The organism is Sphingomonas sp. Leaf20, from assembly GCF_001421535.1.
In the GTDB taxonomy this organism is placed as follows: domain Bacteria; phylum Pseudomonadota; class Alphaproteobacteria; order Sphingomonadales; family Sphingomonadaceae; genus Sphingomonas.
Genome location: NZ_LMKN01000008.1, coordinates 573,006 through 587,307, shown reverse-complemented (window position 1 = coordinate 587,307; position 14,302 = coordinate 573,006). Strand labels below are relative to the sequence as shown.

General features: G+C 66.5%; 13 protein-coding genes and 1 pseudogene. 8 read left to right on the top strand and 6 right to left on the bottom strand.

Annotated elements, in window-relative coordinates:
• Positions 1 to 52 precede the first annotated feature (52 nt).
• Together glyS and ASE72_RS10985 are read right to left on the bottom strand one after the other, a co-directional pair.
• Positions 53 to 2,241: pseudogene (gene glyS / locus ASE72_RS20880) on the bottom strand (glycine--tRNA ligase subunit beta).
• A gap of 226 nt (positions 2,242 to 2,467) precedes the next feature.
• Positions 2,468 to 3,307, bottom strand: a complete 840-nt coding sequence (locus ASE72_RS10985; protein WP_056020794.1) for a glycine--tRNA ligase subunit alpha — start codon at positions 3,305 to 3,307, stop codon at positions 2,468 to 2,470.
• Positions 3,308 to 3,495: 188 nt separating this feature from the next.
• On the opposite strand from ASE72_RS10985, the gene ASE72_RS10980 reads away from it, so the two are divergent.
• The 4 genes from ASE72_RS10980 (at position 3,496) to ASE72_RS10965 (ending at position 6,726) form a co-directional block, all read left to right on the top strand.
• Entirely contained in the window at positions 3,496 to 4,362 is an 867-nt protein-coding gene (locus ASE72_RS10980) for a TraB/GumN family protein (RefSeq protein WP_056022192.1), read from the top strand.
• Between the two features lie 251 nt (positions 4,363 to 4,613).
• A complete protein-coding gene (locus ASE72_RS10975) occupies positions 4,614 to 5,312 on the top strand; it encodes a 50S ribosomal protein L25/general stress protein Ctc (protein ID WP_056020790.1) in 699 nt (232 codons plus the stop codon).
• Positions 5,313 to 5,554: 242 nt separating this feature from the next.
• The gene (gene pth, locus ASE72_RS10970; RefSeq protein WP_031441582.1) at positions 5,555 to 6,124 is read left to right on the top strand and encodes an aminoacyl-tRNA hydrolase; all 570 of its coding nucleotides are present in this window, start codon (positions 5,555 to 5,557) and stop codon (positions 6,122 to 6,124) included.
• Positions 6,121 to 6,726: a TIGR02466 family protein gene (locus ASE72_RS10965; protein ID WP_056020787.1), complete on the top strand. Its 606-nt coding sequence runs from the start codon at positions 6,121 to 6,123 to the stop codon at positions 6,724 to 6,726. Before pth ends, ASE72_RS10965 begins: the two co-directional genes overlap by 4 nt.
• 139 nt (positions 6,727 to 6,865) lie before the next feature.
• Here the strand turns inward: ASE72_RS10965 and ASE72_RS10960 are convergent, their stop codons facing one another.
• Positions 6,866 to 7,930, bottom strand: coding sequence for an NAD(P)-dependent alcohol dehydrogenase (locus tag ASE72_RS10960; RefSeq protein ID WP_056020784.1), 1,065 nt, complete (start codon positions 7,928 to 7,930; stop codon positions 6,866 to 6,868).
• Positions 7,931 to 8,222: 292 nt separating this feature from the next.
• Here ASE72_RS10960 and ychF point away from each other — a divergent pair, with 292 nt between their 5' ends.
• The gene (gene ychF / locus ASE72_RS10955; RefSeq protein ID WP_055880966.1) at positions 8,223 to 9,320 is read left to right on the top strand and encodes a redox-regulated ATPase YchF; all 1,098 of its coding nucleotides are present in this window, start codon (positions 8,223 to 8,225) and stop codon (positions 9,318 to 9,320) included.
• A gap of 20 nt (positions 9,321 to 9,340) precedes the next feature.
• Here the strand turns inward: ychF and ASE72_RS10950 are convergent, their stop codons facing one another.
• The 3 genes from ASE72_RS10950 to ASE72_RS10940 all read right to left on the bottom strand — a co-directional run bounded on the left by ASE72_RS10950 (position 9,341) and on the right by ASE72_RS10940 (position 10,693).
• Positions 9,341 to 9,853: a GNAT family N-acetyltransferase gene (locus ASE72_RS10950; RefSeq protein ID WP_056020781.1), complete on the bottom strand. Its 513-nt coding sequence runs from the start codon at positions 9,851 to 9,853 to the stop codon at positions 9,341 to 9,343.
• An 84-nt stretch (positions 9,854 to 9,937) separates the two neighbouring features.
• Positions 9,938 to 10,408 carry a VOC family protein gene (locus ASE72_RS10945; RefSeq protein WP_056020777.1) on the bottom strand — a complete coding sequence of 157 codons (471 nt, stop codon included), beginning with the start codon at positions 10,406 to 10,408 and terminating at the stop codon, positions 9,938 to 9,940.
• 48 nt (positions 10,409 to 10,456) lie between these two features.
• Positions 10,457 to 10,693, bottom strand: a complete 237-nt coding sequence (locus tag ASE72_RS10940) for a hypothetical protein (protein WP_056020774.1) — start codon at positions 10,691 to 10,693, stop codon at positions 10,457 to 10,459.
• A gap of 151 nt (positions 10,694 to 10,844) precedes the next feature.
• Between ASE72_RS10940 and ASE72_RS10935 the strand changes: the two genes are divergently transcribed.
• The 3 genes from ASE72_RS10935 to ASE72_RS10925 all read left to right on the top strand — a co-directional run bounded on the left by ASE72_RS10935 (position 10,845) and on the right by ASE72_RS10925 (position 14,300).
• Complete coding sequence (locus ASE72_RS10935) at positions 10,845 to 11,201, top strand: hypothetical protein (RefSeq protein WP_056020771.1); 357 nt, start codon at positions 10,845 to 10,847, stop codon at positions 11,199 to 11,201.
• A 50-nt stretch (positions 11,202 to 11,251) separates the two neighbouring features.
• A complete protein-coding gene (locus ASE72_RS10930; protein WP_235532324.1) occupies positions 11,252 to 12,880 on the top strand; it encodes a hypothetical protein in 1,629 nt (542 codons plus the stop codon).
• 97 nt (positions 12,881 to 12,977) lie between these two features.
• A complete protein-coding gene (locus ASE72_RS10925; RefSeq protein WP_156350384.1) occupies positions 12,978 to 14,300 on the top strand; it encodes an alkaline phosphatase family protein in 1,323 nt (440 codons plus the stop codon).
• The last annotated feature ends 2 nt before the right edge of the window (positions 14,301 to 14,302 follow it).

Genomic DNA, 14,302 nt, shown 5'->3' with positions numbered 1-14,302 from the left:
TAGGTGTTGTTGCGCGCAAGGCGGCAGTGAAAGTCCATGCAGGCGGGGCGGGTCAGCCCTCGATCTTCGAAAAGTCCGCGACGTTGTGCACTGCGGCGCGAACGCGCTCAAGTAGCGCGAGACGGGCGGAGCGCTTCGCAGGGTCGGGATCGTTGACGATAACGCTATCGAAAAACGCATCGATCGGCGCACGCAGCGACGCGAGCGCGGCCATCGCCGCGGCGAAATCCTCCGCGGCGATTGCTGCGGTCGCGCGGGGTTCGGCGGTGTCGAGCGCGGACTGGAGCGCGGCCTCTGCCGGTTCGGGCGCATACTGCTCCCTCTCCCCKRSGGGGAGAGGGAGCAGAAGGGGCTTCCTTCTTGAGGATATTGGCGGCGCGCTTGTAGCCGGCGAGCAGGTTCCTGCCGTCCTCGGTGGTCACGAACGCCTGGAGCGCGTGGACGCGCGCGAGCAGGCGGACGAGATCGTCCTCGTCGCCGAGCGCGAACACCGCGTCGATCAGGTCGTGCCGGACACCGGCTTCCCGTTGCTGGACTTTGAGGCGGTCGGCGAAGAAGCTTGTCACTGATGCGATCAATTTCTCAGTCGGAGACATACCGACAGAGGCATAACCTTGAGCTACAATACCGCTGCCCTGCACTGCTTGCTTAAGCGCCAAATCAGCCTGTTGAACGGCTTTCATGATTGAAGGCTCGGCGAACGTCAGGGCCTTGGACAATGGCAACCTGATACCGACATCGTTTAGAATCGCAATCACGCCCAGCGCGGCACGCCGAAGCGCGAATGGATCGCGAGATCCAGTAGGCTCGAGCTGAACAAAAGTATGAAAGAATCCAGCAATAGTATCCAGCTTGTCCGCCAAACTTACCGCAACCGTCACCGGGTCGGTAGGGACGTCATCGCCCTGCCCGACCGGCTTGTAATGGTCGCGGATCGCGGCGGCGACGGCGGGGTGCTCGCCTTGGGCTGCGGCGTAGTAGCCGCCCATCAGGCCCTGCAATTCGGGGAACTCGCCGACCATGCCGGTGACGAGATCCGCCTTGGCGAGACGCGCGGCGCGCTCCGCGAGGTCTGCCATTTCACCACTCCCCTCCCGCKWGCGGGAGGGGAGCAGAAGACGTGACGATGCCCTCTTCGACCAGCCAGCGCGCGAGTTTCGCGACGCGGTCGACCTTGTCGGCCAGCGTGCCGAGCTTTTCGTGGAAGACGATCTTTTCGAGCTTGGCGGCCTGCTCTTCGAGCGGCACCTTCAGGTCGGTGTCGTAGAAGAATTTCGCATCCGACAGACGTGCGGCGAGGACCTTGCGGTTGCCCTCGACGATCTTCGCGCCGCCGTCGTGCGCGGCGATGTTAGCGGTACAGACGAACGCGTTGGCGAGCGTCCCGTCGGCGCTGCGGCAGACGAAATATTTCTGGTTCACGCGCGCCGTCAGCTGGATCACCTCGGGGGGCACGTCGAGAAACGCGGGGTCGAACTGGCCGAGCAGCGGAATCGGCCATTCGGTGAGCCCGGCATTCTCGGCGACGAGACCCTCGTCGTCGATCAGCTCGAGCCCGGCCTGCATCGCGGTCTCGCGCGCGTGATCGCGGATCAGCGTCGCGCGCTCGTCGTGATCGACGATGACGTGGCAGGCGCGCAGCTTCTCGACATAGTCGTGCGCGCCGCCGATCGTGATCTGGTACGGGTGGTGGAACCGGTGGCCGAGCGTGGCGGCGCCGCTTGCGATGCCCGCGATCTCGAACGGCACGATCTCTTCGCCGAGCAGCGCGACGATGCCTTGCAGCGGGCGGACCCAGCGCAGGCTTTCGGTGCTGGCGGACGCGTCGCCCCAGCGCATCGACTTCGGCCACGGGAACGCGCGGACGATCGCGGGGATCGCCTCGGCGAGCACGGCGGCGGTGGCGCGGCCGGGCTTTTCGGTGACTGCGAAGAACGTGCCGCCGCGATCGACCAGCTGCTCGCGCGTGAGGCCGGTTTTCCGCAGAAACCCTTCGAGCGCCTGTGGGGGGGCGGAGGTCTTGGGGCCCTTCACCTCTTCGGAGACCGCGGCGGTCTCGAACGGCAGCTCGCGCGCGATCAGCGTCAGGCGGCGCGGCGTCGCGTAGGTGACGAGCGCGCTGGTGGCGATCCCGGCCTTGGCGAGCTCTGCGGTGAAGAGCTTGGCGAGATCGTCACGCGCCTTCGCCTGCATCCGGGCGGGGATTTCTTCGGAGCGGAGTTCTAGGAGAAAGTCGGTCATTTGGGTTCGCACGCGAAGAAGGGAGAATTTTGTTCACGCGGAGACGCGGAGACGCGGAGCAGAAGGGGAGAAGAAAGGTTTGGGGCGCTGCGCGCGGCTGTTCGACGCCGCAGGCGTCTCTCACCATGCTGGATGCTAGGCGCGAGACTGCCGAAACGCGACACGTCGCCGACCTTCTTCTCCGCGGCTCCGCGTCTCCGCGTGAACCAATCTTCTACCAAGCCCATCACGCCGCCCATCCGTGCTTGTCCATCCAGGCGGCGCAGGCGCCTTTGGCGAGGTCGCGGACTCGGCCCATATAGGCCTGGCGTTCGGCGACCGAGATCACCCCGCGCGCCTGGAGCAGGTTGAAGACGTGGCTGGCCTTGATCGCCTGCTCGTAGGCGGGGATCGGCAGCTGGTGGTTCAGGCTGTTCTCGCATTCGGCGACGTGCTTGCGGAACTGGTCGAACAGCGAGTCCGTGTCGGCGACCTCGAAGTTCCACTTCGACATCTCCTGCTCGTTCTCCAGGAACACCTCGCCATACGTCACCCCGGCGTCGTTGAACGCGAGGTCGTAGACGCTGTCCTTGTCCTGGATATACATTGCGAGGCGCTCGAGCCCGTAGGTCAACTCGCCCGCGACGGGCTTCATGTCGAAGCCGCCCATCTGCTGGAAATAGGTGAACTGGGTCACCTCCATGCCGTCGCACCAGACCTCCCAGCCGAGACCCCATGCGCCGAGCGTCGGGCTCTCCCAGTCGTCCTCGACGAAGCGGATGTCGTGCTTCAGCATGTCGATGCCGATCGCCGCGAGGCTGCCGAGGTAGAGTTCCTGGAGGTTGGCGGGCGATGGCTTCAGGATCACCTGATACTGGTAATAATGCTGGAGCCGGTTGGGGTTCTCGCCATAGCGACCGTCGGTCGGGCGGCGGCAGGGCTGGACGAACGCGGCGTTCCACGGTTTCGGCCCGAGCGCGCGCAGCGTCGTGGCGGTGTGGAAGGTGCCAGCGCCCATTTCCATGTCGTAGGGCTGCAGGATCAGACACCCGTGCTCGCTCCAATAGTCATGGAGCGTGAGGATCATGCGCTGGAAGCTGAGAGGCTTTTTCAGGGGCTGGGTCACGCGCGGGCTTTGGCGGATGGGGGTGCGAGAGGCAAGTGGTGCGTTTGAGTGGGGCGTCCTACATGGGGGCGACCAACGATAAGGATGCCCTCGCCTTGAAGCTGTTTTCGAAGATCGCCTCGTTCCGATCCGCCCTCTCTGCAATGGCGATGGCGTTCGCGCTCCCCGCCTGCGCGCAGGTCGCGCCGAAGCCCGTGCAGGCCGCCAACGATGCCGATCCGGCCCTGTGGGTGGTGAAGGACAAGGACACGACGATCTATCTGTTCGGGACGATCCATGTGCTCAAGCCCGGCATGACGTGGTTCGACGAGGCGGTGAAGACCGCGTTCGACCGGTCGCAGCAGGTGGTGCTCGAGCTGGTGATGCCCGATGCGAACAAGATGCAGAGCCTCGTGATGGCGACCGGCGTGGCGAAGGATGGCCCGACGCTGACCGAGCAGCTGCCCGCGGACAAGCGCGCGGCCTATGCCAAGGCGGTGACCGACCTGGGGCTGCCGGCGAATGCATTTGATCGGTTTCGGCCGTGGCTGGCGGCGACCAACCTGTCGATCGCGCCGCTGTCGAAGCTTGGCTATGACTCGGAGAACGGGCCCGAGCATGTGATCACCGCGGCGGCGAAGGCGGCGGGCAAGCCGGTGATCGGGCTGGAGACGGCGGAGCAGCAGCTGGGCTATTTCGGCGGGCTGTCGCAAAAGGCGCAGCTGCAGTTTCTCGGCAGCACGATCGACGAGCTGCCCAAGCTCGAGACGACGATGGCGACGATGGTCGACGAATGGGCGAAGGGCGATCCCGAGGCGCTCGCGAAGGAGATGAACGAGAGCCTGAAGGATTCCCCCGAGGTGGCGAAGGTGTTGCTGGTCGATCGCAACGCGCGCTGGGCGGAATGGGTCGCGAACCGGATGAAGACGCCGGGGACGGTGTTCGTCGCGGTCGGTGCGGGGCATCTGGCGGGACAGGACAGCGTGCAGGCGCAGCTGGCGAAGCTCGGGATGAAGGCCGAGCGGGTTCGGTATTGAGCGACTTACCCTCTCCCCTCGGGGGAGAGGGAGGGAGGCGCACTTGCGCCGGAAGGGTGAGGGCACGCGTTTGGGGCAGACCGTGCCCTCACCCTCCCACTGCTTTGCAGCGGGCCCCTCCCTCTCCCCCGAGGGGAGAGGGGTAGAATTGCTTTTCCCCCTCACTTCCGCTATGCGCCCGCGCTTCCGGTCCATGGTCATCCCTGGAGGCGTGGGCGGGAAGGACAACAAACGAGTTTCGGAGAATATCGATGAGCGAACAGTTGACGCTCGCAGCCGAGACGCGTGACCGGGTTGGCAAGGGAGCCTCCCGGGCGCTGCGTCGTGATGGCCGCGTGCCTGCCGTGATCTACGGCCAGAATCAGGAACCGACGTCGGTTCACCTCGAGGAAAAGGCGCTGATGAAGGCGCTGATGACCGGCCACTTCATGAATTCGGTCGTGATGGTCAACGGCATCCGCACGCTCCCCAAGGACGTCTCGTTCCACCCGGTCAGCGATCGCCCGATCCATGTCGACTTCCTGCGCATCGGTGCGCACTCGACGGTGACGGTTGCCGTGCCGGTCGTTTTCACCGACGAGGACGAGGCACCGGGCATCAAGCGCGGCAACGGCGTGCTCAACATCACGCGCCATGAGATCGAGCTGGTCGTCGACGCATCGGACATCCCGGGCGAGATCACGATTTCGCTCGCCGGCAAGGAAATCGGCGATTCGATCCACATCAGCGACGTGACGCTGCCCAAGGGCGCGACGCCTGCGATCGACGACCGCGACTTTGCGATCGCCACGATCGTGCCGCCGACCGTCCCGACCGTCGAGGACGAGCAGCTCGAGGCTGAAGTCGCCGAGGCGCAGGCCGCCGAGGCTGCTGCCGAGGAAGAGACCCCGGTCGAGCCGAACGACGACAACAACGACGACGACAAGATCACGCCGCAGAAGAAGGACTAATCTCCTTCATCTTCGGATGATGGTTTCGACGTGATCGGGCGGGCGGGAAAGCTAGGGCTTTCCCGCCCGTTTCATTTTGTAAGCCATTCCGCCCACCCAAAAAAACCGTCATTCCCGCGCAGGCGGGGATCCAGACCCTCAGACCTTCCTATGGAATCGAGAGGCTTGCCATTATGGGTTCCCGCCTGCGCGGGAATGACGGCTTGGGGCGCGGGCAATGATCGTTTTTGGAGAATATTAACGTGCAGATCTGGGCGGGACTCGGCAATCCGGGGGCGCAATATGCGATGCACCGGCACAATGTCGGGTTCATGGTCGCCGACGCGATCGCCGCGGTGCACGGCTTCGGCGCGGTCAAGAAGCAGTTCCAGGGATGGACGCAGGAGGGGCGGATCGGATCGGAGAAGATCCTGCTGCTGAAGCCCGCGACCTTCATGAACGAAAGCGGCCGCGCGATCGGCGAGGCGCTGCGCTTCTACAAGCTCGACGTCGACGCGCTGACGGTGTTCCACGACGAACTCGATATCGCCCCCTTCCGCGTCAAGGTGAAGACCGGCGGCGGGACCGCGGGGCATAACGGGCTGCGCTCGACCGACCAGCATCTGGGCCCCGATTTCCGTCGCGTGCGGCTCGGGATCGGGCATCCCGGGCACAAGGACCGCGTCACCGGCTATGTGCTCGGCAACTACGCCAAGACGGAGATCGAGCCGCTGTCCGACATGCTCGGCGCGATCGCTGCGGAGGCGGCGTGGCTGGCGGCGGGCGACGACGTCCGCTTCATGAATGATGTCGCTGTGAGGATGCAACCATGACCACCCGCTCGCTGTTCGCCACGCGCTTCTACGAGGCCGATCTCGGCGACGACGCTCTGGTCGAGGAGCTCGAGGACGCCGCGCTCGAACTGTCCAAGGCGGACCGTGCGGGTGTCGCCTGGTCGAAGGCGCATGGCTATCGCGGGTATACGTCGTACGCGTCGCTGAACGACCTGCCGTTGCGCGATCCGCGGTTCGGCGATCTGGTGCGGTTGCTCAACAAGCATGTCGCGGCGTTCGCGAAGGACTGCGCGTTCGATCTGGACGGGCGGAAGCTGAAGCTCGACAGCCTGTGGGTGAACGTCCTCAAGCCCGGGGGCGCGCATTCGGGTCATATCCATCCGCACAGCGTCGTGTCGGGAACGATGTACGTGACGATTCCCGAGGGCGCGGGCGCGCTCAAGCTGGAGGATCCGCGGCTGCCGATGATGATGGCCGCGCCGACCCGCCTCGACGATGCGCCGGAGGATCTGCGGACGTTCGTCTATGCGCTGCCGAAGCCGGGGAGCGTGTTCTTGTGGGAGAGCTGGCTGCGGCATGAGGTCGTGCCGAATGCTGCCAAGGGCGAGCGGATCAGCATCAGTTTCAATTATCGGTGGTGAGGCAGGGGCCCCCCCCCGTCATCCTGACGAAAGTCAGGACCCAGAGCCAAGAGCGTAAGCACCCGTAACCCTGGATCCTGACTTTCGTCAGGATGACGGGGAAAGAGGGCAGCACGCAACGCGCGCCGCCCCTGCCCGATCAGGCCGTCGGCATCGACGCCATGTCGATGACGAAGCGGTACTTCACGTCGCTCTTGACCATGCGGTCATACGCCGGCTCGATCTCGTCCATGCGGATCATCTCGATGTCCGACACCAAGCCGTGCTCGTTGCAGAAATCGAGCATTTCCTGCGTCTCCGCGATCCCGCCGATCAGCGAGCCCGCCAGCTGGCGGCGGCGGAAGATCAGGTTGCCGACCGAAGGCGACGGATGCGGCTCGGCGGGCACGCCGACCAGAGTCATCGTGCCGTCGCGCTTGAGCAGCTCGAGGAACGGGTCGAGATTGTGCGGTGCGGCAACGGTGTTCAGGATGAAGTCGAAGCTGTTCGCATGCTCCGCCATCGCATCGGCATCCTTCGACACGATCAGGTCCTTGGCGCCCAGACGCTTGGCATCGTCGCGCTTGTTCGGCGAGGTCGAGAAGACATAGACCTCGGCGCCCATCGCGTTGGCGATCTTGACGCCCATGTGACCGAGACCGCCGAGACCGACGATGCCGACCTTCTGGCCGGGGCCGACCTTCCAGTGCTTGAGCGGCGAATAGGTCGTGATGCCCGCGCAGAGCAAAGGCGCGACCGCGGCGAGATCGGCCTCGGGATGCGAGACCTTGAGCACGAAGCCCTCGTCGACGACGATGTGATCCGAATAGCCGCCGAAGGTGTGGCCGCCGAGCACGGGATCGGGGCCGTTATACGTGCCGACGAAACCGGTCGTCTCGCAATATTGCTCCTCGCCGTCGGTGCACGACGGGCACTGGCCGCAGCTGTCGACCATGCAGCCGACGCCGGCGATGTCGCCGACCTTGAACTTGGTGACGTCGCTGCCGACTGCGGTGACGCGGCCGACGATCTCGTGGCCGGGGACGCACGGGTACAGCGTGCCTTCCCACTCGCCCTTGGCGGTGTGGAGATCCGAGTGGCAGACGCCGCAGAACGCGATGTCGATCGCGACGTCGGTCTTGCCCGGCGCGCGGCGCTCGAAGCTGAACGGCGCGAGCGGCGTTGCGGGGGATTGCGCGGCAAAGCCGTTGGCGGTGGTGGTCATGCTATTCCTAAATTATGGCTGGCAGAACGCGATATACGCACGGCGATCCCGATATCTACCGACCGGTACGATAATTTTGCTGCATTGCGACAATCGGTTACGTCGATCAGTCGCGCACTCCGTCATCCTGACGAAAGTCAGGATCCAGAGTAACGGATGGCGCCCCTTGCGACCCTGGATCCTGACTTTCGCCAGGATGACGGGAGAGTTGGGCGAAGGCTCAGGCCTGATGCTGGCGTTCCGCCCCGCCCTGCCCTAAAGCGCCCGCACATTCTTATACCAAGGGCATATCATGGGTTTTCGCTGCGGCATCGTGGGGCTGCCGAACGTCGGCAAGTCCACCCTCTTCAACGCGCTGACGCAGACGGCCGCGGCGCAGGCGGCGAACTATCCGTTCTGCACGATCGAGCCGAACGTCGGTAACGTGGGCGTGCCCGACAAGCGGCTCGACTCGCTGGCCAAGATCGCGGGTTCGCAGAAGATCATCGAGACTCAGCTCGGCTTCGTCGACATCGCCGGCCTCGTACGTGGCGCGTCGAAGGGCGAAGGGCTCGGCAACCAGTTCCTCGGCAACATCCGCGAGGTCGACGCGATCGTCCATGTGCTGCGCTGCTTCGAGAATGGCGACGTGACTCATGTCGACAACAAGGTCGATCCGATCGCCGATGCCGAGACCGTCGAGACCGAGCTGATGCTGAGCGATCTCGAAAGCCTCGAGAAGCGCGTCCCCAACCTCGCCAAGAAGGGCATGCAGGGCGACAAGGAGGCCAAGATCGGCGCGGCCGTGCTCGGCCAGGCACTCGAGCTGTTGCGCGAAGGCAAGCCCGCGCGGCTGACGGTGCCCAAGGACGAGGACGAGGCGCGCGTGTTCGCGCAGGCCCAGCTGCTGACCGCCAAGCCCGTCCTCTACGTGTGCAACGTCGACGAGGGTGATGCCGCGAACGGCAATGCGCTGTCGGCGCGCGTGTTCGAGAAGGCGGCGGCCGAGGGCGCCGAGGCGGTCGTCGTGTCGGCGGCGATCGAGGCCGAGATCGCGACGATGCCCGCCGAGGATCGCGGCGAGTTCCTCGGCGAGCTGGGGCTGGAAGAGACCGGCCTCGCCCGTGTCATCACCGCCGGCTACAAGCTGCTCCAGCTGCTGACCTTCTTCACGGTCGGCCCGAAGGAAGCGCGCGCCTGGACCGTGCATGCAGGCGCGACCGCGCCGCAGGCCGCGGGCGAAATCCACGGCGATTTCGAAAAGGGCTTCATCCGCGCCGAGACGATCGCGTATGACGACTTCATCGCGCTGGGCGGGGAATCGAAGGCACGCGAGGCGGGCAAGCTGCGCGCCGAAGGCAAGGCGTATGTCGTCCATGACGGCGACGTGATGCACTTCCTGCACAGCTGAGCCGCGACCCGCGCGGATGGCTAACCGACGTCGCGTTGGCCGTTTCGCAGCGTGAGATACACGCTGTCGCTCCACACGCCGCCGATGTTCCAGGTGCGGGAGGCACGCCCCGTCTCCTCGAACCCGGCGCCGTGCAACAGCCGAAGCGAAGCCGCGTTGCGCGGGTCCACGTCCGCCTCGACGCACGCCAGACCATGCACCGAAAAGGCGCGATCGAGGACGGGGGTGAGCGCTTCGCGTGCATAGCCGCGCCCCCAGGCGTCGCGGTGCAGGATGAAGCCGATCTCGGGAAACTGGAACAGCCCCAGCTTCCCGATCACCCGCCCGTCCTGCTCGATGACGAAATCCTCCCCGCCGCCCGGGCTGATCGCCATCATCGCGGCAACCCAGTCGCGGGTTTCGGCTTCGTCCTGGTGCGGGGGCGTCGACCAGAACTGCATGGCTGCAGCATCGCTCAGGATATTGTGGAACGCGGGCACGTCATCCATCGATGCGGGCCTCAGCAAAAGTCTCTCCGTGCGTATCTCAACCATGCGTTCGCCTCTCGTCGTCGCCGTGACGGTCGGCGCGCGGGAGGCCCGACGCGGCGCACTCTCGCACCGGGTCCCCGCACACCTTTATTTCGCCGGGACGCCGCGCGAGTCGCCGATTTCCAGCCAATAGCCGTCGGGATCCTGCACGTAGATCTGCCGGACGCCGTCGAAGCGAAGTTGCATCGTCCGCTGCGTCCCCGCGAGGTCGGTCCATACGAGATGGCGCTGGTCGAGCCATGCGGTCACCGTGGCAAGGTCGTCGACGTGGAGCGCCAGATGCTCGTTCCGGTTCGACGGCTTGGGCGCCGTGCGTCCGTCGAGGATGTGCAGGGCGAGCCCGTTTCCGAGGTCGAGCCATCGGCGGTTCTTCAGCGGCGTCGGGATGACCCGCAGCCCGAACGCCTCGTGATAGAAGGTCGCGCTGCGATCGATGTCCGCGGCCTGGATCGCGACGTGCTCCGCCTGCGCGGGCTTCGTCGGCGCCGCCTGCGCGGGCATCGCGGCCGCCGCCTGTGGTGCCGCGGCTAGGGCAAGCAGGACTGGGAACAAGATCATGAACGGGTCACTCCGGAACGATGGATGCACAGGCTAGAGCAATCGCGGTCAATCGCCAGCGTCGCGATCGGGCGGGGCGAGCGCGCGCCGTGCCCCGGTGCGCCCCGCGGCCGCGACGACGACGGCGGTCGACAGGAGGATCGCGGAGACCAGAGCGCCGGCCGACAGCATGCCCGCGGTCGTGACCGACGCATCGAGCGTCGCGCGCTTGCCAAACCGGATCGAAATCCTGGCGGCGTTGCGGGTACGCGCTTCGCGTCGTCCGGACTGGTCTGCGATCGTCATTGGCGGAGGCTGGACGCTTTGCGGCCGTCCGGCAAGCCCGCGACCCCGCGGCAAGCATGACCACGGCCCGACCGTCGCAGCCGTCCCTGCCATTGGCTCCCCCAAAGGCTCGGAGGTTGTGGTGGGTCGCATCGGCGCCTAAAGCGACCCGATGATCGCGCGCCTGATCCTGGCCCTCCTCCTTGCTGCGTTTGCGTTTCCTGCGGTCGCGCCCGCAGCGTGCCATGACGCGCCTGCACCGCGCGGGCATGCCGCGGCGATGGACATGGCGGGCATGGTCATGGCCCCGACGCACGTCATGGCCGACGCAGGCCCGGATCATGAGGCGCCCGAGCGCAAGGCGACCGCACTGCATGGCTGCATCGGGTGCGTGCCGCCATCGAACTGGAATGGCGCGCGGATCGAGGGCACGCCGATGCACGAGCGGCCGCTGCTGATCGAGCAGGCCGCGGTGCTCGATCTGGGGGCGGGCATCGCGCCGGCCTTGCGGCCTCCGCGGGAGGGCTGATCGCCGGGTGCCGACGCACGCCGACTTTCAAGCTTTTCCAAGGATTTTTGATGATTGTTCGATCGAGGTTGCTCGCGGCTGGTGCCGCGAGGACGATGCTGCTTGTCGGCGGTGCAGGATTCGCCGCGATGCCAGCGGACGCGCTGGCGCAGCATGCCATGCCGATGGGCGGCATGACGATGCCCGATGCCGAGCCGGAACAGAGCCCGGCCGGGACGGCGAAGCCGCACACGATGCCGGATCGTCCCGCGACGCACGCGGCGGAGTCGGGCGAGACGGTCGATCATGCGACCATGGACCATCGCGCGATGGGGCATGCCGTACAGGCGCCGGCTGCGACGCCCGACCCGATGACCGGCATGGACCATTCGCAAATGGATCATGGCGCGATGCCCGGCATGGCGGCGGAGCACGCGGCGATGGCGCATGCAGCGATGGGCCATGCGATGATCGCGGACCCGGCGTATCGCGCGGCGTCCGATGCGGCGTCGGCGAGGATGCCCGCGGGCTCGGCGATGGCGGGGATGGCGATGGGGACGTCTGCCGGATTCTACGGCCAGGGCAGCGGGACGTCGCGGCTGCCGACCGCCGAGGGGCCGATGCGCGGCTATATGACGCAGGCCGGCGAGTGGATGCTGATGGCGCACGGCTATGCCTGGGGCGTCGCGACCGACCAGGGCGGCCCGCGCGGCCGAAGCGAGGCGTTCGTCCAGTCGATGGCGATGGTGATGGCGGATCGCGATCTGGGCGAGCGGTTCCATATCCAGCTGCGCGCGATGAACAGCCTCGAACCGCTGATGGGCGCGCGCGGCTACACGAACCTGTTCGCGACGGGCGAACTCGCGAACGGACGCCCGCTGGTCGATCGGCAGCATCCGCACGACCTGTTCATGGAGCTGGCCGCAAAGCTCGATTACCGGCTGGGCAACGGCGCGACCGTCTTCGTCTATGGCGGCCCGGTGGGCGAGCCTGCGCTGGGGCCGAGCGCGTTCATGCACCGCGGATCGGCACGCTATCAGCCGATGTCGCCGATCACGCATCACTGGTTCGATTCGACGCACATCACCTATGGCGTGGTCACCGCCGGCTATGCGACGCCGGCATTTCAGCTGGAGGCGTCGGCGTTCAAGGGCCGTGAACCCGACGAGCGTCGCTGGGGGATCGAGACGCCGCGGCTCGATTCGTGGAGCATCCGCGGCACCTGGACCCCCTCCCCTTATTGGGCGGTGCAGGCCAGCCATGGTCGGCTGAAGGAACCCGAGGCGCAGCATCCGGGCGAGGATGAGAAGCGCTCGACCGCGAGCGTCCAATATGCGCGCGCGGGGCTGTCGACGACCTTCGCCTACAGCCTGAAGGACCGCGTGCCGGGCGAGAAGCTGAGCGCGTTCCTCGCGGAGGCGACCTATGAGCTGACGCCGCGGCACGCCGTCTTCGGGCGCGTCGAGAACGTCGCCAATGACGAGCTTTTCCCCGATCACGACGATCCGCTCCACGACGTCAAGTTCCGCGTGACGAAGGCGGAGGCAGGCTATGCCTATCGCCTGCCGATCGTCGGGCCGCTCGGACTGGCGCTGGGCGGGACCGTCGCGGTCTACGACAAGCCCGCCGCGCTGAAGGCGGCGTACGGGGCCACGCCGGTCAGCTGGACGCTGTTCGGCAAGTTCGCGGTCGGCCTGTAACTCCGGCAAGGATTCGACCAGATTCCAGGGGATTGGAAGGTGACGGGCGCGCGCGTCGCGGTTAGGGCCGGTCACCTTCCCCACAGGACGAATGGCCATGAGAAACATCCTGCTCTCGGCACTCGCGCTGACGCTTGCGGGGTGCGCCTATCCCGGCACGCCCCCTGCCCTTGCGCCGATCACGACCGCCGCCGCTGCGCCCCCGGGTACCGCCGGACAGACATCGTCCGTCGCGCAACGCAGCGATGAGGCGCGGGCGCCGGTCACGATCCTCGTGTCGATCGACGGCTTCCGCCCCGACTATCTGGATCGCGGCGTGACGCCCACTCTCAACCGGTTGCGGGCGGGCGGCGTCTTCGCCAGCATGCGCCCGTCGTTTCCGAGCGTCACCTTTCCCAATCACTGGACACTCGTGACCGGGCTGCGCCCCGATCGCAGCGGGATCGTCGGCAACAAGATGCAGGACGCCGCGCGTCCGGGCGAGACCTTCACGATGGCGAGCGACGATCCGTTCTGGTGGAGCGAGAGCACGCCGATCTGGGTCGATGCGGAACGCGCGGGCATCCGGACCGCGACGATGTTCTGGCCCGGCGCCAATGTCGCGGTCGGCGGTACCGCCAAGCCCGACAGCCACGGCGCGATCGCGGGGGGCACGCGCCCACAGGACTGGCAGCAGTTCAACCAGCAGGTGTCGGGCACGCAGCGCGTCAACGCGGTACTCGACTGGCTGCGGCGTCCGGCCGCGATCCGGCCGAAGCTGGTGACGCTGTATTTCGACACGGTCGACAGCGTCGGTCATGCCAACGGCCCCGACGCCGCCGCGACGATCCAGGCGGTCGCCGATGTCGACGCCAGCATCGGCATGCTCGTCGACGGCCTTGCGGGTCTCGACCAGACCGCCAACCTGGTGATCGTCGCGGATCACGGCATGGCTGCGACGAGCAGCACACGTGTCGTCGCGCTCGACCGGATCGCCGACGCGGCGGATTACAAGACGGTCGAAACGGGCGCCTATGCCAGCCTGAACGCGGTGCCCGGGCATGAAGCATCGCTCGAGGCGCGGCTGCTCAAGCCGCACGATCACCTGCAATGCTGGCGCAAGGCGGAGATCCCGGCGCGGTTCCATTATGGCCGGAATCCGCGTGTCCCGGGCTATCTGTGTCTCGCCGAGACGGGATGGCGTGTCGAGCAGAGCGTGCCGACCAAGGTGTCGAGCGGCGGATCGCATGGCTTCGACCCGTTCGCGCCCGAGATGCGCGCGGTGTTCATCGCCAACGGGCCCGGCTTTGCGCACGGCAAGACGCTGGCGAGCTTCGACAATGTCGCGGTCGCGCCGTTGCTCCGCGATCTCGTCGGACTGCCCGCGAAGCAGGGGCTGGACGGCAGCAGCGTGCGCTTTCACAACGTGCGGAAGCGGTGAGG

Excerpts from the sequence above, each read along its gene's own strand:
- ASE72_RS10985 (WP_056020794.1), bottom strand. The coding sequence starts at position 3,307 with ATGATCCTCACGCTCCATGACTATTGGAGCGAGCACGGGTGTCTGATC.
- ASE72_RS10980 (WP_056022192.1), top strand. The coding sequence starts at position 3,496 with ATGGCGTTCGCGCTCCCCGCCTGCGCGCAGGTCGCGCCGAAGCCCGTG.
- ASE72_RS10975 (WP_056020790.1), top strand. The coding sequence starts at position 4,614 with ATGAGCGAACAGTTGACGCTCGCAGCCGAGACGCGTGACCGGGTTGGC.
- ASE72_RS10965 (WP_056020787.1), top strand. The coding sequence starts at position 6,121 with ATGACCACCCGCTCGCTGTTCGCCACGCGCTTCTACGAGGCCGATCTC.
- ASE72_RS10960 (WP_056020784.1), bottom strand. The coding sequence starts at position 7,930 with ATGACCACCACCGCCAACGGCTTTGCCGCGCAATCCCCCGCAACGCCG.
- ychF (WP_055880966.1), top strand. The coding sequence starts at position 8,223 with ATGGGTTTTCGCTGCGGCATCGTGGGGCTGCCGAACGTCGGCAAGTCC.
- ASE72_RS10950 (WP_056020781.1), bottom strand. The coding sequence starts at position 9,853 with ATGGTTGAGATACGCACGGAGAGACTTTTGCTGAGGCCCGCATCGATG.
- ASE72_RS10945 (WP_056020777.1), bottom strand. The coding sequence starts at position 10,408 with ATGATCTTGTTCCCAGTCCTGCTTGCCCTAGCCGCGGCACCACAGGCG.
- ASE72_RS10940 (WP_056020774.1), bottom strand. The coding sequence starts at position 10,693 with ATGACGATCGCAGACCAGTCCGGACGACGCGAAGCGCGTACCCGCAAC.
- ASE72_RS10935 (WP_056020771.1), top strand. The coding sequence starts at position 10,845 with ATGATCGCGCGCCTGATCCTGGCCCTCCTCCTTGCTGCGTTTGCGTTT.
- ASE72_RS10930 (WP_235532324.1), top strand. The coding sequence starts at position 11,252 with ATGATTGTTCGATCGAGGTTGCTCGCGGCTGGTGCCGCGAGGACGATG.
- ASE72_RS10925 (WP_156350384.1), top strand. The coding sequence starts at position 12,978 with ATGAGAAACATCCTGCTCTCGGCACTCGCGCTGACGCTTGCGGGGTGC.